Source organism: Vibrio sp. S234-5 (genome assembly GCF_000960595.1).
Classification (GTDB): domain Bacteria; phylum Pseudomonadota; class Gammaproteobacteria; order Enterobacterales; family Vibrionaceae; genus Vibrio.
Map to the genome: position 1 here is coordinate 48,429 of NZ_JZAM01000060.1, position 20,420 is coordinate 68,848.

Below are 20,420 nucleotides of genomic sequence, written 5' to 3' on the forward strand. Positions count from 1 at the left end.
GCTTTTTGTTTTGTTGTATAACTCACGTTCAACCGATTAAATATCCACCAGATTGACGAAATTGTGCGTTGGGTGAACGTTTGCTTTGTGCGAGTATGTACAACAGGAAGCTAGAACAGATTTGAAATAATAAGGAGGTCTTGTGAACAAGGCCATTAAGATCAAAACCTTGGGCAAGTTAGATGTGATTACGGCATCGGTCCCATACACACAAGACCCAACCCGTCTGTTCCACACCTTATGCGAAAGCAAGACGGACAGCTTGTTGCTCGAATCCGCCGAGATTGATTCGAAGCGGGATCTCAAGAGCCTGCTAATTGTCGATTCCGCCTTGCGTATTGTCTGCTACGGGCAAACGGTGACCTGCAACGCGCTCACGGATAACGGTCGTCATCTGCTAGCGCATTTACTGCGTAATATCCAACCTGAGATCAAGCACCAATTCGACGGACAAACACTGACGTTAACCTTCAGCGACTCCGACAATACCTTAGACGAAGATTCCCGTCTGCGCGAAGCATCTAGCTTTGACGCGCTGCGTTTAATTCAGCACAGCTTTGATTTAAGTAGTCATGACAAACATGTGCTGTTTATGGGCGGTCTGTTTGCTTATGATCTGGTGGCCAGTTTTGAACCTTTGGGTAACGCCTGCGCCACGAACAGATGCCCAGACTACGTTTTTTATGTCGCAGAGACACTGCTGGTGGTCGATCACCAAACGGAAAGCTGTCATCTGCAAGCAACACTCTTTGCCAACACAGAGCAAAAATCCGTACTCGAAACACGCATTGAACAAATCAGTACACTCTGCGCCGCCCCAAAAACTCTGCCTCAAGCGGTGAAACTTTCGCAAGTGGATGCCACTCCGAGTGTCAGCGATGAGGCTTTTTGCCAAATCGTCCGCGATCTCAAACAGTACGTGGTCAAAGGCGACATCTTCCAAGTGGTGCCATCACGCCGCTTTACTCTTCCCTGCCCTTCACCGCTGGCGGCGTATAAAGAGTTGAAGCTGAGCAATCCAAGCCCTTACATGTTCTACATGCAAGATGAGCTGTTTACCTTATTTGGCGCGTCACCAGAAAGCGCGCTGAAATACGAAACAGACACCAACCAAGTGGAAATCTATCCGATTGCGGGGACCCGCCGTCGCGGCAAACGAGCAAATGGTGAGGTTGATTTTGATCTCGACAGCCGTATCGAGCTGGAATTGCGCTCCGATAAAAAAGAGAACGCCGAGCATATGATGCTGGTGGATCTTGCGCGCAATGACGTCGCACGAATCTCGCAAGCGGGCACTCGCCATGTTGCCGATTTGCTCAAAGTCGACCGCTACAGCCATGTAATGCATTTGGTCTCACGTGTAGTAGGACAACTTCGCGCAGATCTGGATGCGCTGCACGCCTACCAAGCTTGCATGAATATGGGTACTCTGACTGGCGCGCCAAAAATTCGCGCGATGCAGCTTATCCGCGATGTTGAAGGCGCTCGTCGTGGCAGTTACGGCGGTGCGGTCGGTTACCTAACGGGTGAAGGCACCTTGGACACCTGCATCGTGATCCGCTCAGCTTACGTCGAAAATGGCATCGCTCAAGTGCAAGCGGGCGCGGGTGTGGTATTTGACTCCGACCCACAAGCCGAAGCCGATGAGACGCGCGGCAAGGCGCAGGCCGTTATTTCTGCCATCCAGAAAGCACATAAGGAGTAACGGACATGGCTGACATCGTATTTATCGACAACTTCGATTCGTTCACCTACAACCTAGTGGATCAATTCCGCTCACTTGGCCATAAGGTAACCATTTACCGCAACCACATCCCTGCGAAGGTGATTGAGCAAGCCATCGCCAAGCTCGAACAACCTGTGGTACTTCTCTCACCGGGCCCGGGCGCTCCGTCAGAAGCGGGCTCGATGCCGGAGCTGATTCAACGCGTGAAAGGCAAAGTGCCGGTGATTGGCATCTGTCTTGGTCATCAGGCCATCGTAGAGGCGTATGGCGGTACCGTTGCTGGTGCGGGTGAGATCATTCACGGCAAAGTGTCGATGATGGCGCACCAAGGTCACGCGATTTATTCTACTTTGCCTTCGCCTCTCGCGATTGCTCGCTACCACTCTTTAGTCGCCACACAAGTGCCCGAGAGCTTAACCGTCACTGCGGAAGTGGACGGCTTGGTCATGTCGGTAGTGAATGAGCAAGACAAGGTGTGCGGCTTTCAATTTCACCCAGAATCGATCATGACCACTTACGGCGCGACACTGCTCGCCAATGCCATTGACTGGGCGCTAGCGTAAGGACAGGGAGAGACATTATGCAAACTATCATCAACAAACTTTATCAGCAGCAGTCGCTGAGTGAGCAAGAGAGTCAGCAGCTGTTTGATACTATCATTCGCGGTGAGTTGGACCCGATTTTGATGGCATCAGCGCTCACCGCATTGAAAATCAAAGGCGAAACGCCAGATGAGATCGCTGGCGCCGCCAAAGCCTTATTGGCCAACGCTAACCCTTTCCCTCGTCCAGATTACGACTTTGCTGATATCGTCGGTACCGGTGGCGATGGGCACAACACCATCAACATCTCCACCACAGCGGCATTTGTGGCGGCGGCGTGCGGGCTGAAAATTGCCAAACACGGCAATCGCAGTGTGTCGAGCAAATCGGGATCTTCCGATCTGCTTGACTCCTTTGGCATCAATTTGGCGATGAGCGCCGAAGATACCCGCCGAGCGATGGATGAGATTGGCGTCGCCTTTTTGTTCGCGCCGCAGTATCACAGCGGTGTCCGCCATGCGATGCCTGTGCGCCAAACCATGAAAACCCGTACGATTTTCAATATCCTCGGCCCACTGATTAATCCGGCGCGGCCCAACATCGAACTGATGGGCGTGTACAGCCAAGAGCTGGTCAAGCCGATTGCACAAACCATGTTGAAAATGGGCATGAAGCGCGCGGCGGTGGTACATGGCAGCGGGCTGGATGAAGTGGCGATCCACGGCGAAACCACGGTTGCGGAAATCAAAGATGGCAAAATCCATGAATACACCCTCACGCCCGCCGATTTTGGCTTGCAAACACACCCACTAGAGGCGATTAAGGGCGGCGATCCGCAAGAAAACCGCGCCATCATTACGCACCTCTTGACAGGCAAAGGGAGCGAAGCGCAACTTGGTGCTGTCGCGGTTAACGTCGCACTGCTGATGCGTCTGTTTGGTCATGAAGATCTCAAAGCTAACACTCAGCAAGCGATTGAAGTGATGAACTCAGGAAAAGCCTACCAACTGGTTGAACAACTCGCGGCACACGCCTGAAAGGAAAAAGAGATGAGCGAAAAACTGTCCGAGCACGTATCGGTGCAAGAAGCGCAAATGGCCGAAGTGCTGGCAAAGATTGTACGCGATAAATATCAATGGGTTGCTTTACGTAAACAGCAGCAACCTTTAAATACCTTCGAAGCGGATCTCATCCCTTCCGATCGCAGCTTTTATCAAGCACTGTCCACCGGCAAAACAGTGTTCATCACTGAGTGCAAAAAAGCATCTCCATCGAAAGGGCTTATTCGTCAAGAGTTTGATTTGGATTACATCGCCTCGGTGTATAACCGACATGCAGACGCCATTTCCGTCCTAACCGATGAGAAATATTTCCAAGGGAGTTTTGACTTCCTGCCGCAAGTACGCAAGCAAGTGAAACAGCCCGTACTGTGTAAAGATTTTATGCTCGACCCATATCAGGTCATGCTGGCAAGACACTACCAAGCGGATGCAATTTTGCTGATGTTGTCCGTTTTGGATGATGAGCAGTACCAAACGCTGGCAAACGTTGCCCACCAACTCAATATGGGCGTGCTGACCGAAATCAGCAATGAGGAAGAGTTAGCCCGCGCGGTCAACTTAGGGGCAAAAGTCATAGGCATCAACAACCGTAACCTGCGTGATTTGACCACTGATCTGAATCGCACCAAATTACTCGCACCTACCCTGCGCAAACTGGCGCCCAATGCGGTTGTCATCTCTGAATCGGGGATCTACACCCACCAGCAAGTGCGCGATCTGGCTCAGTTTGCCGATGGTTTCTTAATTGGCAGCTCTCTAATGGCCGAGGAAAATCTTGAACTGGCGGTGCGCAAAGTGACGTTAGGTGAGAATAAAGTGTGCGGGCTGACTCAGCCAGACGACGCAGCCAAAGCGTACCATGCGGGGGCTGTTTTTGGCGGGCTGATTTTCGCTGAGCAATCAAAACGTGTGGTGGATATCGACAGCGCACGCTTGGTCATGAGTGGCGCGCCACTACGTTACGTCGGCGTTTTCCAAAATCAATCGCTTGAATTTGTGGCGCAAACCGCCAGCTCACTCGGCCTTGCCGCAGTGCAGCTGCATGGCGAAGAAGATCAACACTATGTGACGCAGTTGCGTAGCCTGCTCGCCGAACATATCGCGATTTGGAAAGCCTACGGCGTGACCGAACACACTCCACAGCGCCTCACCCAACATATCGACAGACATCTTTTCGATGCCCAAGTCGGCAACCAAAGCGGTGGCACAGGCCAAGCGTTTGACTGGACTTTGATTGGCGACCCGAGCAAGGTGATGCTCGCGGGTGGCTTGAACGCAGATAATGCAAAGCAAGCGGCTTCACTCGGTTGCCTAGGATTGGATTTCAACTCCGGTGTCGAAAGCGCACCGGGTAAAAAAGATACACAGAAGTTGCAACAAGCGTTTGCTGCGATCCGCAACTACTAAAAATTGACGAGAAGGATGAACACCATGGCAAAACTGAATGCCTACTTTGGCGAATACGGCGGTCAGTACGTTCCGCAAATTCTGGTCCCAGCTTTGGAGCAGCTTGAACAGGCTTTCATTGATGCGCAAGAAGATGACGCGTTTCGCAGTGAGTTTATGGGCTTGCTGCAAGAGTATGCGGGCCGCCCGACCGCGCTTACCTTAACGCGTAACCTTACCAAAGGCACCAAGACCAAACTCTATCTCAAGCGCGAAGATCTACTGCATGGCGGCGCGCACAAAACCAACCAAGTGCTCGGCCAAGCGCTGCTTGCCAAGCGCATGGGCAAACACGAAATCATCGCAGAAACTGGCGCAGGGCAACACGGTGTGGCAACGGCATTAGCTTGTGCACTGCTTGGCCTGAAATGCCGCGTTTACATGGGTGCAAAAGATGTGGAGCGCCAAAGCCCGAACGTGTTTCGAATGAAATTGATGGGAGCCAAAGTCATTCCAGTGCACTCTGGATCCGCCACATTAAAAGACGCCTGTAACGAGGCGCTACGCGACTGGTCCGGCAGCTATGAAACCGCGCATTACCTTCTCGGCACAGCAGCGGGCCCTCACCCATTTCCAACCATAGTGCGTGAGTTTCAGCGTATGATTGGCGAAGAGACCAAAAACCAGATCCTAGCGCGGGAAGGTCGCTTGCCTGATGCGGTGATTGCCTGTGTGGGCGGCGGCTCCAACGCCATCGGCATGTTTGCTGATTTTATCGAAGAAGAGTCGGTACGTTTGATTGGTGTTGAGCCTGCGGGCAAAGGGATTGATACTGACCAACACGGCGCGCCGCTCAAACACGGCAAAACCGGGATCTTCTTTGGCATGAAAGCACCACTCATGCAAGACGAAAACGGCCAAGTGGAGGAGTCTTACTCTGTTTCTGCCGGCCTAGATTTCCCTTCTGTCGGCCCTCAGCATGCGCATCTCAATGCCATTGGCCGCGCGGAGTACGACAGCATTACCGACGATGAAGCACTCGATGCGTTCCAAGAGTTGGCTCGCAGCGAAGGGATCATTCCCGCACTCGAATCTTCGCATGCACTCGCTCATGCCCTGAAAATGGCACGCAACAATCCTGACAAGGAGCAACTGCTGGTAGTGAACCTGTCGGGTCGCGGCGATAAAGACATCTTTACTGTACATGCTATTTTAGAAGAAAAAGGAGCAATCTGATGGACCGTTATCAAGCCATGTTCGAGCGTCTGGCAGAGAAACAACAAGGCGCATTTGTTCCGTTCGTAACGGTTTGCGATCCCAATCCTGAGCAGTCACTGCGCATCATGCAGGCCTTGGTCGAAGCAGGTGCTGACGCTTTGGAACTCGGCATTCCTTTTTCCGACCCATTGGCCGACGGCCCAACCATTCAAGGGGCGAATATCCGTGCATTGGACTCGGGCGCGACGCCGGACATCTGCTTCGAACTGATTGGCCAAATCCGCGCCCAGTATCCGCAGTTGCCGATTGGGCTGCTGATGTACGCCAATCTGGTGTACTCGCGAGGGATTGAAGATTTCTATCAACGCTGTGCCAAGGCGGGAATTGATTCTGTGCTGATCGCCGATGTTCCCACCAACGAAAGCGCCGAGTTCGTCGCCGCCGCGAAAAAATTTGGTGTGCATCCGATTTTCATCGCACCACCAACGGCCAGTGATGAGACGCTTAAAGAGGTTGCGAAATTGGGCGGCGGTTATACCTACTTGCTCTCACGTGCAGGTGTTACCGGTGCGGAAACCAAAGCAAATATGCCTGTTGATGATATGCTGGCGAAACTCACCCAGTTCAACGCGCCACCAGCCCTACTCGGATTCGGCATTTCTGAGCCCGCGCAAGTCAAACAAGCGATTGATGCTGGCGCAGCGGGGGCGATTTCCGGCTCGGCTGTGGTCAAAATCATTGAGGCTGACGTGTCAAACCCCGACAAAATGTTAAATAACCTCAGCAATTTTGTTTCAACAATGAAATCTGCAACGCAAAAATGACGTGTTAGACACGCCGACCTCTATGGGATCGATTTCTTATTTTCAGTAGGGAATCGATCTTTTTGTTAACATTCACCACCGCCACTCCCATTGCGCAATAAACAGTAAATCCTCAATAAAATCCCGCCGTTTTATAGAAACAGCCAATAGCAAACGTTTGCTATTGGTCAAAAAGTTGTCACTAATCAATAAAGTTGTCGTTAAACGCAACATTTAAAAATGACTCATCTTGATAAATGTGAAATTAACGTGTAAAAAGCTTCTCGAAATATTTATCCAAAGAACAGTTTTTGTTCAGATGGTAACACTGGAATTTTAAATTTTGTTAGCACAGAGGTTATGGAAGTGTTAAAAGAAAAGAGTTTGCTAAACAACATTGGCGTACAAGTTGTCATCGCCATGATTGCAGGTACTGCCGTTGGTGCCTTCATGGGTGACAGCGCGTCAGCTTTTGCTCCATTGGGTGCTATTTTTATCAACTTGATCAAGATGCTGGTTATCCCTCTAGTGGCGGTTGCTCTGATTTCTGGCGCCGCTGGTCTTGGTAACAGCCAGTCCGCAGGAAAAGTGGGCTTGGTGACCTTAAGCTACTTTGGTATCACTTCTGCACTTGCCGTTGCGCTGGCGTTAGTGATGGGCGAAGTTTTCCAACCAGGCGCGGGTATCGACGTTTCAGGCATCGAGAGCATGTTCTCAGCCGAATACGCTTCTAAAGGTGAACTCCCTACTTTCTGGGCAACCGTTACAGGTATGATCCCAACCAACGTTTTCCAATCACTGAACGAAGCCAACATTCTACAGATCCTTGTCTTTTGCATGTTCTTTGGCATTGCAATCGCTAAGCAGCCTCAAGCAAAACGTGAGCCTATCATCAACGGCGTAAACTGCATCGTTGACGCTATGGTGTGGATGATCAACAAAGTGATGATCATTGCTCCTATCGGCGTGTTTGGTCTGATGGCGGAAGCGGTCGGCACATTCGGCTTTGGCGCACTTATGGTGGTGTTCAAACTGTTCGTGGTCTACGTTGCTGCTATCCTGATCTTCGGCTTCGTCGCCTACCCACTGATGATCCAACTGTTCACCAAAACCTCGGCGAAGAAGTTCATTCTAGCGATGAAAAAGCCGCAAGCCGTGGCACTGTCTACCGCATCTTCCATGGCAACACTGCCTGTCACCATGGACACAGTAGAAAAAGAACTTGGCGTGCGTAACTCAACCGCCTCATTCGTTTTGCCGCTGGGTGCAACTATCAACATGTCTGGTAATGCGATTTACTACGGTTTGGTCGCTATCTTCTTTGCACAGCTGTTTAACATCGATCTTGGCATGGGCGCATACATTGCGATCATCATTACTGCGACCCTAGGCGCAGTTGGTCAAGCGGGCGTTCCTGGTCCATCTTTCCTTGTCGTGGCAGTTTTGCTGGCGGCTGGCATTCCAATCGAAGGTCTGCCACTTTTGTTCGCTCTTGACCGTATCTTCGATATGATCCGCACCGCACTTAACATTACTGGCGATGCTGCCTGTGCCGTTATCGTTGATGCGCTGATCGAAGAAGAAGCCAGCGAAGCGGAAATGCAGAAGCAAGAAGCGTAATTCGCGCACCGCAAAACGATCTCAAATTGCAAATATGCAGAGAAAAGGAGTGATATTTTTGTCACTCCTTTTTGTTTTTCCCCTGCATCTCTTTATGGATCAGTGTGTTTCATTCATGGCACTACTATTGCAAGAAATTTCTCACTCAGAGAAGTGTCAATGGTTTTACATTTTGACCTCTTGAAGCGAACATGAGGATTTTTGTCATGAGCTTACACAGACGCACTTACTACGGTTTGATTCATCATGGTTTTAAAGCTCTGCTTTTAGACCGCTTCGGCCACTTCAGCGAGGATGAATACCACCACTACCTCAACCTTACCACGGGCAAATCCACCTGTTTTGCCATGACCGATGAAGAGCTGCGTGACACCGTCGATAACTTGCGTAGTGAAGGCTACTTAGCCGATATGAAACAAGTCATCAGCGAATATCAATCGGGGGCTTACTACAACTAAGCGACCACAGCACATTCCCTTTGATACTCGCAAGCCGCCGATACGCTGTTTGCCTAACCAATTTTGTATCCATTTGTCTCGACCTCTTCACATTGGGTCAGTTTTAGATAGACTGTGGACAATTCAATAAATAGGAAATTCTTTGCCTCATGAAGCAAATTCTTGATTTTATTCCACTGATTATCTTTTTTGCTCTTTATAAGATGTACGACATCTATACCGCGACTGGGGCTCTGATTGCCGCAACTGCGGTGCAAGTGGTTGTTACTTACGTGCTATACAAGAAAGTAGAAAAGATGCAGTTGATCACTTTTCTTATGGTGGCCGTCTTTGGCGGCATGACCATCTTTTTGCACGACGACAACTTCATAAAATGGAAAGTGACGATTGTTTACGTTGTGTTTGCCATTGGCTTAGCGGTTAGCCACGCTATGGGTAAATCGGCGATCAAAGGCATGCTCGGCAAAGAACTCACGCTACCGGATCGCGTGTGGAGCAACATCAACTGGGCATGGGTTGCCTTCTTCTCCTTCTGTGCCGGCCTCAACGTTTACGTTGCTTACGAGCTACCACTGGATGCTTGGGTGAACTTTAAAGTGTTTGGTCTGCTGGCCGCCACATTGGGATTCACGGTTTTGACTGGTATATACATCTACAAGCAGATGCCAAAAGAGGATAAAAACCAGTCATCGGACATCACAAGCGATGAATAATCCAGATTATTTGCTATAATCGCCACTTATTCTTACAGCGACCCACTTGGTCGCTGTTTTGTTTGTTGCGGATGTCAAAATGAGTCAGGAATACAACTCTCCAAAGGGTCAACTACTGCTAAGAACCCTTGCAATGCCGGCTGATACCAATGCCAACGGTGATATTTTTGGTGGCTGGATCATGTCACAACTCGATCTTGCGGGTGGCATTCTCGCCAAAGAGATCTCTTCTGGGCGAATCGTTACTGTATCGGTCTCCGATATCATCTTCAAAAAGCCAGTCAAAGTAGGAGACGTGGTGTGCTGCTATGGCGAGTGCACCAAAATTGGTCGCACTTCAATGTCGATTGATCTCGAATTGTGGGTCAAACCTATCCGCGCCCACGGTGTGGAAGATCGCTTCATGGTGTGTAATGCCACCTTCAACTACGTCGCAATTGACGGCGAAGGCAAACCGCGACCCGTACGTTAAGAAGGTAGAATTGTCGCACCGTTTCACAAAACGTCGAATTTCTCTGTCTGGACCAAGCAAACTGCGGTAGATTAAGCGCAAATTCACCTTGAAATACGGAAGGAATCAACCATGTGGTACGTTATTTTTTCTCAGGATGTAGACAATTCATTAGAAAAGCGCTCGAGCGTTCGCCCTCAACATCTTGCTCGTTTGCAACAGCTTCAAAATGAAGGACGCTTGCTTACGGCAGGTCCAATGCCAGCCATTGATTCTGAGAACCCGGGTGAAGCAGGATTTACTGGCTCGACCGTCATCGCTGAATTTGCTTCACTGCAAGAAGCACAATCTTGGGCAGATGCTGATCCGTACATCGAAGCTGGCGTTTATGCTAAAGTCATAGTCAAACCATTCAAAAAAGTCTTCTAAATGTTTAAGCAAATTATCTGCGCTGCTCTCGCTTTCTCTGCGTTAGCAGGCTGCTCTTCAAATGACGACAGAGAGCGTCAATTGGAACTGATGGCTTCCAATCGTGCTGGTATGCTCTCGGCAGGGTTACCACTGGAACATGGTCCGTTAAAAATCATGCGCATTTCAGCCAACAAAAGCGTGATTGAGATGATGATGATTTACAACAGCGATGCGCAGGGCGCCAAACCAACCGAGCAGGTACTGGCGAATAGCATCCATAGCTACTGTAGCAACGACGAAATTCGCAGCCAATTAGATTTGGGCCTGATGTATCGCATCAAGATCCGCAACTCTCGGGGTCAATTGGTCGCCGACCAATTAGTCAATGCGCAAACCTGCGCGGCAAAGTAGCTTCTCACGCCAGGTGAAACTCACAGGGGATTGACTGAATCAATCCCCTGCTCTTTTTAGCTCTATGCTTCTGTCAGCGACTTGCGTAATGTTTTTGCCGCCGCAACGAGATTCGCCAATGCCGCTTCGGTCTCAGGCCAGTTGCGCGTTTTCAAACCGCAATCTGGGTTCACCCACAAACGCTTGACCGGAATTTTCTGCGCCGCTTTTTGAATCAAATCCACAATCCACTCCTCTGTCGGAATGTTCGGTGAGTGAATGTCATACACACCCGGGCCAATTTCATTGGGATAGTTGAACTCTTCAAACGCTTTAAGCAGTTCCATATTTGAACGCGAGGTTTCAATGGTGATGACATCAGCATCCAGTGCTGCGACCGATTCAATAATTTCGTTGAACTCGCTGTAGCACATGTGGGTATGAATCTGCGTTTCTGGCTTGGCACTGGCCGCTGCAATGCGAAACGCTTCGACCGCCCAATCTAGATACGCCTGATGATCGCGTTTCTTCAATGGCAACCCTTCGCGAATCGCTGGCTCATCAATTTGAATGATGTTGATGCCTGCATCTTGCAGATCCGACACCTCATCACGAAGCGCCAAAGCCAGTTGCTGGGCGATCGCTTTGCGGCTGATGTCTTCACGTGGGAAGGTCCAGCACAGAATCGTCACTGGGCCCGTCAACATGCCTTTCATCTGTTTTGAAGTCAGTGATTGCGCGTACTTGGACCACTCCACCGTAATGGGTTGCTCACGTTCGATGTCCGCGACCACGATGGCCGGTTTCACGCAGCGCGAGCCGTAGCTTTGTACCCAGCCAAACTGAGTGGTTTGAAAGCCTGCCAGGTTTTCAGCAAAGTATTCCACCATGTCGTTGCGTTCTGCTTCACCATGCACCAACACGTCCAGATCCAACGCTTCCTGTCGTTTCACGGCGTCGGCAATGTGCTCTTTCAGCGCTTGGGTGTACTCGGCCTGCGACAACTGGCCTGCGCGGTAGGCACTGCGCTGAACCCGGATCTCTGCCGTTTGTGGGAAGGAACCGATCGTGGTGGTTGGTAACAGCGGCAGTTTCAGCACTTCTGCCTGATGCGCGGATCGCTGCACATAAGGGGCACTGCGCTTAGCAAACGCGGGCGAAATCGCATTCACACGGGCTTGTACCTGCGGCTTATGAACATGACTTGCTGACTTGCGCGCTTGAATCGGTTGGCTATACACCGCACATTGCGCAATCGCGTCCTCGTTCCCGTCCAAGGCTCGGCCAAGCAGCACCACTTCCGACACTTTCTGCTTGGCAAACGCAAACCAGCTGTGTACTTCTTCGCTAAGGGCTGATTCAAGATCTAAATCTACCGGGCTGTGCAGCAGTGAACAGGAACTCGCGACCCACAAACGTTCACCAAGCAGTGCCTTCACAGGTAACAAGCGTTGATATTGCGCCGCAAGATCCGAGCGCCACACGTTGCGGCCATTCACCACTCCGACAGACAGCACCCAATGCGGAGGCAATACCGCAAGCACCTCATCCAGTTGCTCTGGTGCCGCTGCAAGGTCGATATGTAAACCGTCCACGTCAAGTTCCACAACACGCTCTAAGCAATCGGTCACGGCATCGAAATAAGTCGTCAGCAGTACTTTGACCTCACCACGGATCACTTGATAGGCCAACTTGAAGGCATCTAGCCACGGCTTTTCCAGCTCAAGTGCCAGAATCGGCTCGTCAATTTGTACCCATGTCACCCCTTGTTTTGCCAGCTTGGCCAAAATCGCCTGATAAGCACTGAGCAGACGGGGAAGCAGCGTCAGGCGGTCAAAGCCTTCTTCCACTTCTTTACCCAAATAGAGGTAGCTTAGAGGGCCAAGCAGCGCTGGTTTAACGTTATGCCCCGCTTGAACCGCTTCACTGACCTCTTCAAACAGCTGTGGCCAGCTCACCTCAAAGGTATCATCGCGGCTAAATTCCGGAACGATATAGTGATAGTTAGTATTAAACCATTTGGTCATGTCCGATGCTGCTGCGCCATGACAGCCGCAATCAGACTGGGACTGACCGCGGCCAACACGAAACAAGGTATCGAGATCAGGAAAGCCATGACGATGGCGTTTCGGCACATGACCAAGCAGCAGCGTGGTGGTCAGCACATGGTCATACCAAGCAAAATCACCCGCCGTGGCGTAGCTCAACCCTGCCTCTTTTTGCACTTGCCAGTTCTGCTGGCGTAAATGAGCGCCGACTTTCTTCAACTCGGTTTGGTCAATCTCTCCACGCCAGTACTTTTCTTGTGCAAACTTGAGTTCTCGTTTTTCACCGATACGCGGGTAGCCGAGGATGTGCGTTGTGGTCGTCATGGTCTTATTCCTTTTTCTATGCTTGGTCTATTAGTATTTGATGGACAGTTTATATTTGTTCGACAATTTGCTTTGCATCCCATCAGGATGTCCAGATGGCTAAACTATCTCGCCAATCCCACCATGGAACAAGCGTCAAATATTCAACTTGTTTATTAAAAAAATTCATGATGCGCTCAAACGTCAGCACAAAACAAATAGACGTCTAGATGTTTACAGCTCCAAAAAATCCAGGTAAGTTACAAAGACTCATGCATACAGCAAGGAAGATGAGAGGGATTCATGATCGAGTTGAAACACCTAAAAACCCTGACATCGCTACGCGATACTGGCTCACTCACTGCGACGGCAACGGCGCTGCACCTCACTCAGTCCGCTCTCTCCCATCAGATCAAAGATCTTGAGGCAAGGATCGGCGGGCAGTTATTTTTGCGTAAAACACGCCCGGTGAAATTCACCTCGGAAGGGGAAATTTTGCTACGCGTCGCCGACGAGGTTTTGCCCAAGCTTGCCCGAGCGGAAAACGAGCTCGCTAGCTTAAAAGAGGATGTGAATGGCCGTTTACATATGGCGATCGAGTGCCACTCCTGTTTTCAATGGCTCATGCCCGCTCTGAAAGAGTATCAACTCACTTGGCCGAGCGTGACTCTCGATTTCTCATCGGGTTTTGGTTTTGAACCTTTACCTGCGCTGATGGCGGGCGAATTGGATTTGGTGATCACTTCAGACATTCAACCGCGCGGTGAAGTCCATTATGAGCCTCTGTTTGATTTTGAGATGCGACTTATCACCGCCACCAGTCACCCATTGGCGAATAAAACACGCTTAGAACCAAGCGATCTGGCTGATCAAACCATGCTGACTTACCCGGTCCAAAAGCAGCGCTTAGATGTGGTCAAACACTTTCTGGCTCCCGCTGGAGTAGAGCCAGCGAAATGGAAGCAAGCGGATAACACATTGATGTTGGTGCAGATGGTGTCGGCGGGTCTGGGAGTGGCTGCGCTGCCAAACTGGGCGATTAGCGAATTTTCCCGGCAAGGGCTCATTACCAGCATCCCGCTGGGCAAGGGCTTGTGGCGCCGCCTGTTTGCCGCAACGCGCAATAGCGACAAAGAGAAGCGCTATCTGCAAGCGTTTTTTGCCACCGCACGCCAGCAATGCAAAAGCCACCTTGATGGTATCAAGATGGCTTAAAAAATGCTCAGCGTGAGTATGATTTAAACTGATTGGTCAGTGGATCGTATTGATAACCAAGCACATCTAACTTGCCGATCACCTGTTCAACGTCCATTTCATACGTGCTCACCAGATCGTCAAAACTGTCACATTCTAGGCGCAACTTTTCATTGACGATCCCCAGCAGAATAATACTGTCTAAGCGCTCTACATTGCTCAAATCCATGGCTACGCTCCTTTTTTGAGTACCTCAAGTAGTAAGCGTAGCCACAAATCCGTAGATAAAAAGTGAAGAAGATCTAAATGTTGTCGCGCTATCAGGCAGGGAGACTAAACAGCATGTGCATGCAACTTGCCGATGCCAACAGCATCAACCACGCAATGGCTAATTGAATCTTGTGCGCGGCTTTGCCAGAGAAAATATGCCAACACCACATAACCACCCCCACGATCATCAGTACGAGGCTGGCCAGCATTAATGGTGTGACTTGCTCTAATTGCTCAGCACCAAACCCTGACGCCACGGCCAGCAGCGCCAGCGCCGTCAACATCGCCGCGATAATGCCACTAAAAGGCAAAATGCGATGAAAAGCCTGCAAACGTGAGCGAGCAATCACCAACAGCAGATGAGTAAAAATAGCGCCCAGTAATACCGTTAGGAGAACCGTGACTAGCGCGGCGCTCCAATGAGACTGTTTTACTGCTTGCAAAGCAACAAAAGAGAGGGCTAAACCGTCAGCCAGATACAGTACCCAAAGCGGCCCTTCTTGACGCGTTTTGCCTGTCTGCACTTTGGAATAAAAGTAGAAAATGGCAAACACCACTAAAAACGCCGCGATTTCCAGCGAGGAAACCGCCATCCACATCAGCCCCAGAGCGGGCAACACTTTGTGAATACGACCACGCTGCCCCGGGCAAATGTCGCCTTTTACCAGCACGAGAGTGAGAACCAACTGTGCACCAAGCAACATGGGTGCAAATGAAGAGAGTAGAAACTGGACCATGAGCGTTAAACTTGACTGTAAACCGAGCCCGGATGATACCGAAAGCGCTGAATAACGGCAATCGATAGCTCGGCGGCGATGAAACAAACTATTGATACACGTTTTGCTGGGTTAAATACTTGAGTATTGTATGCATTTCCACCAAGCCTTTGTAGTGCCCTTGGTCATCGACCAAAATCCAGGGAAACGCTTCGGTCTGGTTAATCACACTCGGCAAAGCGCTGAGCTGCGTTTGCCAATGCACCTCTTCAAACGCGGTTACCATCACTTGATTCACGCGTTTGTTCCACAGCGAGGCCTCTTTCATGCTTTCGGTGTCCGTGCCCATGTGTGGGGTTAAATGAAGGTTCATTGCTTCACGATCCACAAAACCAACGCACTCTTTCTCATCAACCACTGGCAAGATGTTAAGATCCTCCTTCGTAAGATACTCGTGCGCCAAGGAAATGGGCTCTCCGGGATCAAGATGCGGTGTCGCGGGAGTCGCCAGCTCAGCGATCACCCCTTTCGCACCGAACTTATTACGGTACTGGTGCAAAAGTTGTAGATCGAACGCCCCATCTTGCAGGCTTTGTAACGAACGAGGTTTGGAAAACAAAAATCCCTGTACACTATCAACACCAATGCTGCTGATAATCTCCAGTTCTTCTTCAGTTTCTACGCCTTCGGCAATCACCTTAAGGCCGAGCTGATGAGATAGCTCCGTCAACGATCGCACGATGCGGTATTGATTCGAGCAACACTTAATCTCGCTGACGAATATGCGGTCAATTTTCAAAATATCAAAATGGCACGCTTTGAGATAACTGAGCGAGGAATAACCCGTGCCAAAATCGTCTACGGCTAACGTCACCCCAGCATCACGCAATACGTTCAGCGCGTGATGGTGGCGCTCTTCACTTTCAAAATAGGCACTTTCAGTAATTTCCAGTGTCACACTGTGCGGTGCAACGCCACTTTCATCAATCAGAAAAGCGCTTTGATCAAGAATGGCATCCACGCTCACCGAAGAGTGAACAGAGCGATTGAACGAAATGCCTACCTGCTCACCAAACAGTGCTTGCAGTTTCGGTAAATCACGCAGTGCTTGACTTGCCACCTGTTGGTCCAAGGTTTCAATCATTTCCAAATCTTCAGCAATAGTAATGAGCTCTTGCACCGACGCTTCTGCACTGAGCGATGGCGGAAAACGGCACAGCGCTTCGAACTTTTCGACTCGCCATTGGTGAATGTTGACAATCGGCTGGTAGTGCACTTCAAGCTTTCCCTCTTTTACACAGCGAATCAGCAGTTCTTCCAGACGCTTTTTCTTATCGATCTGCACATGCATCTGATGGTCATAAAAGCTGATGTGATTCTGCTGCCCGGAATGCATTTCGAGTAGCGCTTGATTGGCATGCGAGAACAAGGTGCGCGAGGTTTTTGCATCCAGTCCCAACACGGAGACCCCTGTTCGTCCAGAAGACAGCGCTTGTGCCAACGGTAAATCGGCCGCTTTGAACGCGTGGAAAAACAGTTTGATCGCCCGGCGGATAGCTCGGATTTTCTGAATACGCTGCGGATGGTGAAACTCCAAACAAACAGCAAATTTGTTGTGCCCGATATAGCCGCTCAGTACTGCGTTGGTCTGTTGCTGCAAATAGTTGGCAAATGCTCTTTTGATATCTGGCAGCTCTTGCTCAGCAAAATTGGGCTGGATGGCCAACAAAATACAGCCTGTATCTGAGACCTTACTGCGTTTTCGGCACAAACCTTCTAACAAGGAGAGAAAACGATCTTTGGCTGGCAGTTGAGTGAGCAGATCCACCCCGCCGTGCTCGTTATCATTGATTCGCTCGAAATGGGCCGACAGATCGGTGCTAAGTCCAAGATAGAATTTGCGTCCGTTCCCGACGCTGACGCGCTGAATGGTTAGCTCTTGCGGCAAGTTTTCACCAGAGGCGGTGCGTGTCAGTATGGTTCCAGTCCAATAACCATGCTCAGCCAAGTTTTGCCACAGCGCCTGATAGTAACTGTCCGAATGTTTATCTGCGTTAAAGATACTGGTTTTCAAGCCTGCGAGCTCACTGCGCAGATACCCCGTGACACGCTCAAAATAGCGATTGCAGGCGAGAATGCGCGTCTCTTCATCAGTCACTAAAATTCCGTGGTGCGCGTTTTCAAACACCGAGTAGAGCACCTGCGCCACCTCTTCCTGACTGGTGACGGTAAACAGCGGTGTCAGCGTTCCTTGCAGTTCATGGGCAGAGATTTTTTCCACATACAGCTCAACCAAACTAAAAGCGTGATTGGGTAGCAATATCGGGCAGCGTAAAAACTGTTCCTTGCCCGAGGTAAGGACTTGCTTGAAGGTCTCAATCACCCGCTTTTTCTGTTCTGTAGCAACAGACTGAATCAATCGGCTCAAAGGCACTGGGCTTAAGTCAAAGCCAAACCAAGCACAACATTCGGCCTCACAATGAAAGGTTTGTTCTGAGGTGTCGATCCGCCAGTCAATGATGTGGTTCCAAGGCTTGAGCGGTTGTGAAATCGGCTCAGCTACCGATTTTTTCTGCGTGAGGTCATCCATAACAGCAAAACTATTCTTCAATATCATTCTTGTTTCATAAGTATATTCCACCGTTTGCAATCTAACCTTGACTCGGCCTGCAAATTCTCTTCAGCAAGGCTAAACGAACTTAAACACACGTGAAATCTGGGGTCATGTTGAGGTGGATACTGATCACACGAGCCGCTATAATTCGCGCTCGCGAAATCTGAGGTTATTTTATGTACAGCGATATCACACCAATTCATCAATATAAAAAATACTGGGCGGAGTGCTTCGGTACCGCTCCATTTTTACCCACCAGTAAAAAGGAGATGGACGCTCTGGGTTGGGATAGCTGTGACATCATCATCGTCACGGGTGATGCGTATGTCGACCATCCAAGTTTTGGTATGGCGATCATCGGCCGTTTACTGGAAGCGCAAGGATTTCGCGTAGGCATCATTGCCCAGCCGCAATGGCAAGATAAAACCGACTTCATGGCGCTTGGTAAACCGAACCTGTTTTTTGGCGTGACCGCGGGCAACATGGATTCAATGATCAACCGTTACACCGCTGACAAAAAACTGCGCCACGATGATGCCTATACCCCCAATAACGAAGGTGGAAAACGCCCGGATCGCGCGACTTTAGTTTACTCGCAGCGCTGTCGTGAAGCTTACAAAGAGGTACCGATTGTACTCGGCGGGATTGAAGCCAGCCTGCGCCGCGTCGCGCACTATGATTATTGGTCTGACAAAGTTCGCCGCTCAGTGCTGCTCGACGCCAAAGCCGATATTTTGCTGTTTGGTAACGCCGAGCGAGCTCTGGTTGAAGTGGCGCATCGTCTGGCAAACGGCGAATCCATTGCCCAGATGACCAACATTCGCGGCACTGCAGTCAACCTCGCTGCGGAGCCCGAAGGCTACACCATTATTGACTCTTCTCGAATTGAAAAACCGCGTAAGGAGGCGTTTATTCCGCCAAACCCTTACGAGGTCGAAACGCAGTGCGAAACCAAAAAAGACGAAGAGCCAAAAGCGCAGCCGATTACAATTCGTCCCTCACGTCATGACGCTGCCACCACTGCGGTGCGTCTGCCGAACTACGAAAAACTGCAAAACGATCGAATCTTATACGCACACGCTAGCCGTATTTTGCACTTAGAAACCAACCCTTATTCTGGCCGTGCGCTTATCCAGCGTCATGGCGATCGTGAATTGTGGGTCAACCAAGCGCCAATCCCACTCTCAACCGAAGAGATGGACTACGTATTTGGGCTGTCGTACGCCCGTGTGCCGCATCCAAAATATGGCAACGCAAAAATCCCTGCGTATGACATGATCAAAACTTCGGTCAACATCATGCGCGGCTGTTTTGGCGGCTGTTCTTTCTGCTCAATCACCGAGCACGAAGGGCGCATTATCCAAAACCGTTCGCAAGAGTCGATTTTGAACGAACTGGAAGAGATCCGCGACAAAGTTCCGGGCTTTACCGGCACTATTTCTGACCTTGGCGGCCCAACGGCCAACATGTACCGCTTGGGTTGTAGTGATCCGAAAGCGGAGATCAACTGCCGCCGTCCGTCGTGCGTCTTCCCGGGTATTTGTCACAAGCTCAATACCGATCACAAACACACTATTGATCTCTATCGTGCGGCACGCCAAGTTGACGGGATCAAGAAGGTGATGATCGCCTCCGGCGTACGTTACGATTTGGCGATTGAGTCGCCTGAATACGTTAAAGAGCTGGTAACGCACCACGTCGGTGGCTATCTGAAGATTGCACCTGAGCACACCGAAAAAGGCCCACTGAACCTGATGATGAAACCGGGAATGGGCGCCTACGATCGCTTTAAAGAGATGTTCGAGAAGTACAGTAAAGAAGCTGGGAAAAAGCAGTATCTGATCCCTTACTTTATTTCCGCGCACCCCGGCACCACTGATGAAGACATGCTGAACTTGGCGTTGTGGCTGAAAAAGCACGACTACGAGTGTGACCAAGTGCAGAACTTCTACCCATCGCCGATGTGTAACGCCACGTCGATGTACTACTCCGAAACCAACCCGCTTAAGCGCGTTAAGTACAAACAGCGTGAAGAAGTGACTGTGGCAAAAGGGGAACGTCAGCGTCGCTTGCATAAAGCGCTGTTGCGCTATCATGATCCGGCAAACTGGCCAATGATCCGAGAAGCCTTGATCAATATGGGTAAAAAGTATTTGATTGGCGACAAGCCGGGTTGTCTGGTGCCGGCGGAAGATATGGATTCCAGAACGCCAGCACAGCGTCGTAAATCGGGCCGCCACGGTTCAAACCGCTTTGCCACTAAGCACACCAGCACACAACCGGGATTCCCGGGAGACAAAGCGGCGCGTGGCAACCAACCGCGCCCAGCGTCGAACACCGCCAGTGGTAACGCGCGCAGCGAAGGTGGGCAGAAAAAGCATGGCGCTCAGAAACCCGCTGGCGGACAAAATCGAGGCCGCTCTGCAAGCAATGGGCCAAACAGACAGCGCGCAGCGCAGCGCTAATCGACGCCCATGTTCAATCGCCATCCCACTC

General features: G+C 50.4%; 18 protein-coding genes and 1 other annotated feature (1 of these 19 only partly in view). Of the genes, 14 read left to right on the top strand and 4 right to left on the bottom strand.

Annotated features, from left to right (window positions below; genetic code table 11):
* Window positions 1-10 (top strand) — a sequence feature (Trp leader region); it begins 93 nt to the left of the window's first position.
* Between the two features lie 132 nt (window positions 11-142).
* The 12 genes from UF06_RS01480 (at window position 143) to UF06_RS01535 (ending at window position 10,800) form a co-directional block, all read left to right on the top strand.
* Window positions 143-1,705 (top strand): anthranilate synthase component 1, encoded by a 1,563-nt coding sequence (locus tag UF06_RS01480; RefSeq protein WP_045568860.1) that lies wholly within the window; start codon window positions 143-145, stop codon window positions 1,703-1,705.
* A gap of 5 nt (window positions 1,706-1,710) precedes the next feature.
* Window positions 1,711-2,289: an aminodeoxychorismate/anthranilate synthase component II gene (locus tag UF06_RS01485; protein ID WP_045568861.1), complete on the top strand. Its 579-nt coding sequence runs from the start codon at window positions 1,711-1,713 to the stop codon at window positions 2,287-2,289.
* A gap of 17 nt (window positions 2,290-2,306) precedes the next feature.
* Window positions 2,307-3,305 (top strand): anthranilate phosphoribosyltransferase, encoded by a 999-nt coding sequence (gene trpD, locus UF06_RS01490; RefSeq protein ID WP_045568862.1) that lies wholly within the window; start codon window positions 2,307-2,309, stop codon window positions 3,303-3,305.
* 12 nt (window positions 3,306-3,317) lie between these two features.
* Window positions 3,318-4,736 (top strand): bifunctional indole-3-glycerol-phosphate synthase TrpC/phosphoribosylanthranilate isomerase TrpF, encoded by a 1,419-nt coding sequence (trpCF, locus tag UF06_RS01495; RefSeq protein WP_045568863.1) that lies wholly within the window; start codon window positions 3,318-3,320, stop codon window positions 4,734-4,736.
* Window positions 4,737-4,760: 24 nt separating this feature from the next.
* Window positions 4,761-5,951 (top strand): tryptophan synthase subunit beta, encoded by a 1,191-nt coding sequence (trpB, locus tag UF06_RS01500; protein ID WP_045568864.1) that lies wholly within the window; start codon window positions 4,761-4,763, stop codon window positions 5,949-5,951.
* The gene (gene trpA / locus UF06_RS01505) at window positions 5,951-6,757 is read left to right on the top strand and encodes a tryptophan synthase subunit alpha (protein WP_045568865.1); all 807 of its coding nucleotides are present in this window, start codon (window positions 5,951-5,953) and stop codon (window positions 6,755-6,757) included. Before trpB ends, trpA begins: the two co-directional genes overlap by 1 nt.
* A gap of 339 nt (window positions 6,758-7,096) precedes the next feature.
* Complete coding sequence (locus tag UF06_RS01510) at window positions 7,097-8,356, top strand: dicarboxylate/amino acid:cation symporter (protein WP_039433269.1); 1,260 nt, start codon at window positions 7,097-7,099, stop codon at window positions 8,354-8,356.
* A gap of 206 nt (window positions 8,357-8,562) precedes the next feature.
* Entirely contained in the window at window positions 8,563-8,814 is a 252-nt protein-coding gene (locus UF06_RS01515) for a hypothetical protein (RefSeq protein ID WP_045568866.1), read from the top strand.
* 149 nt (window positions 8,815-8,963) lie between these two features.
* The gene (locus UF06_RS01520; protein ID WP_045568867.1) at window positions 8,964-9,527 is read left to right on the top strand and encodes a septation protein A; all 564 of its coding nucleotides are present in this window, start codon (window positions 8,964-8,966) and stop codon (window positions 9,525-9,527) included.
* 79 nt (window positions 9,528-9,606) lie between these two features.
* Entirely contained in the window at window positions 9,607-9,999 is a 393-nt protein-coding gene (yciA, locus tag UF06_RS01525) for an acyl-CoA thioester hydrolase YciA (protein ID WP_045568868.1), read from the top strand.
* Window positions 10,000-10,110: 111 nt separating this feature from the next.
* Window positions 10,111-10,407 carry a YciI family protein gene (locus UF06_RS01530; protein ID WP_045568869.1) on the top strand — a complete coding sequence of 99 codons (297 nt, stop codon included), beginning with the start codon at window positions 10,111-10,113 and terminating at the stop codon, window positions 10,405-10,407.
* Entirely contained in the window at window positions 10,408-10,800 is a 393-nt protein-coding gene (locus UF06_RS01535; protein ID WP_045568870.1) for a GspS/AspS pilotin family protein, read from the top strand.
* Between the two features lie 62 nt (window positions 10,801-10,862).
* Here UF06_RS01535 and metE read toward each other — a convergent pair whose 3' ends face one another.
* A complete protein-coding gene (gene metE, locus UF06_RS01540; RefSeq protein ID WP_045568871.1) occupies window positions 10,863-13,151 on the bottom strand; it encodes a 5-methyltetrahydropteroyltriglutamate--homocysteine S-methyltransferase in 2,289 nt (762 codons plus the stop codon).
* Between the two features lie 282 nt (window positions 13,152-13,433).
* On the opposite strand from metE, the gene metR reads away from it, so the two are divergent.
* Complete coding sequence (gene metR, locus UF06_RS01545; RefSeq protein ID WP_045568872.1) at window positions 13,434-14,345, top strand: HTH-type transcriptional regulator MetR; 912 nt, start codon at window positions 13,434-13,436, stop codon at window positions 14,343-14,345.
* A 7-nt stretch (window positions 14,346-14,352) separates the two neighbouring features.
* Here the strand turns inward: metR and UF06_RS01550 are convergent, their stop codons facing one another.
* The 3 genes from UF06_RS01550 to UF06_RS01560 all read right to left on the bottom strand — a co-directional run bounded on the left by UF06_RS01550 (window position 14,353) and on the right by UF06_RS01560 (window position 17,927).
* Entirely contained in the window at window positions 14,353-14,553 is a 201-nt protein-coding gene (locus UF06_RS01550) for a DUF4250 domain-containing protein (protein WP_039433256.1), read from the bottom strand.
* A 91-nt stretch (window positions 14,554-14,644) separates the two neighbouring features.
* Complete coding sequence (locus tag UF06_RS01555) at window positions 14,645-15,331, bottom strand: hypothetical protein (protein WP_045568873.1); 687 nt, start codon at window positions 15,329-15,331, stop codon at window positions 14,645-14,647.
* Between the two features lie 88 nt (window positions 15,332-15,419).
* Window positions 15,420-17,927, bottom strand: coding sequence for an EAL domain-containing protein (locus UF06_RS01560; protein WP_226972118.1), 2,508 nt, complete (start codon window positions 17,925-17,927; stop codon window positions 15,420-15,422).
* A gap of 173 nt (window positions 17,928-18,100) precedes the next feature.
* Here UF06_RS01560 and UF06_RS01565 point away from each other — a divergent pair, with 173 nt between their 5' ends.
* Window positions 18,101-20,389, top strand: a complete 2,289-nt coding sequence (locus tag UF06_RS01565; RefSeq protein ID WP_045568875.1) for a YgiQ family radical SAM protein — start codon at window positions 18,101-18,103, stop codon at window positions 20,387-20,389.
* The last annotated feature ends 31 nt before the right edge of the window (window positions 20,390-20,420 follow it).

What these genes read in the sequence shown, in the direction of transcription:
- UF06_RS01485 (WP_045568861.1), top strand. Translation starts at nt 1,711, where the DNA reads ATGGCTGACATCGTATTTATCGACAACTTCGATTCGTTCACCTACAAC.
- trpD (WP_045568862.1), top strand. Translation starts at nt 2,307, where the DNA reads ATGCAAACTATCATCAACAAACTTTATCAGCAGCAGTCGCTGAGTGAG.
- trpCF (WP_045568863.1), top strand. Translation starts at nt 3,318, where the DNA reads ATGAGCGAAAAACTGTCCGAGCACGTATCGGTGCAAGAAGCGCAAATG.
- trpB (WP_045568864.1), top strand. Translation starts at nt 4,761, where the DNA reads ATGGCAAAACTGAATGCCTACTTTGGCGAATACGGCGGTCAGTACGTT.
- trpA (WP_045568865.1), top strand. Translation starts at nt 5,951, where the DNA reads ATGGACCGTTATCAAGCCATGTTCGAGCGTCTGGCAGAGAAACAACAA.
- UF06_RS01510 (WP_039433269.1), top strand. Translation starts at nt 7,097, where the DNA reads ATGGAAGTGTTAAAAGAAAAGAGTTTGCTAAACAACATTGGCGTACAA.
- UF06_RS01515 (WP_045568866.1), top strand. Translation starts at nt 8,563, where the DNA reads ATGAGCTTACACAGACGCACTTACTACGGTTTGATTCATCATGGTTTT.
- UF06_RS01520 (WP_045568867.1), top strand. Translation starts at nt 8,964, where the DNA reads ATGAAGCAAATTCTTGATTTTATTCCACTGATTATCTTTTTTGCTCTT.
- yciA (WP_045568868.1), top strand. Translation starts at nt 9,607, where the DNA reads ATGAGTCAGGAATACAACTCTCCAAAGGGTCAACTACTGCTAAGAACC.
- UF06_RS01530 (WP_045568869.1), top strand. Translation starts at nt 10,111, where the DNA reads ATGTGGTACGTTATTTTTTCTCAGGATGTAGACAATTCATTAGAAAAG.
- UF06_RS01535 (WP_045568870.1), top strand. Translation starts at nt 10,408, where the DNA reads ATGTTTAAGCAAATTATCTGCGCTGCTCTCGCTTTCTCTGCGTTAGCA.
- metE (WP_045568871.1), bottom strand. Translation starts at nt 13,151, where the DNA reads ATGACGACCACAACGCACATCCTCGGCTACCCGCGTATCGGTGAAAAA.
- metR (WP_045568872.1), top strand. Translation starts at nt 13,434, where the DNA reads ATGATCGAGTTGAAACACCTAAAAACCCTGACATCGCTACGCGATACT.
- UF06_RS01550 (WP_039433256.1), bottom strand. Translation starts at nt 14,553, where the DNA reads ATGGATTTGAGCAATGTAGAGCGCTTAGACAGTATTATTCTGCTGGGG.
- UF06_RS01555 (WP_045568873.1), bottom strand. Translation starts at nt 15,331, where the DNA reads ATGGTCCAGTTTCTACTCTCTTCATTTGCACCCATGTTGCTTGGTGCA.
- UF06_RS01560 (WP_226972118.1), bottom strand. Translation starts at nt 17,927, where the DNA reads ATGATATTGAAGAATAGTTTTGCTGTTATGGATGACCTCACGCAGAAA.
- UF06_RS01565 (WP_045568875.1), top strand. Translation starts at nt 18,101, where the DNA reads ATGTACAGCGATATCACACCAATTCATCAATATAAAAAATACTGGGCG.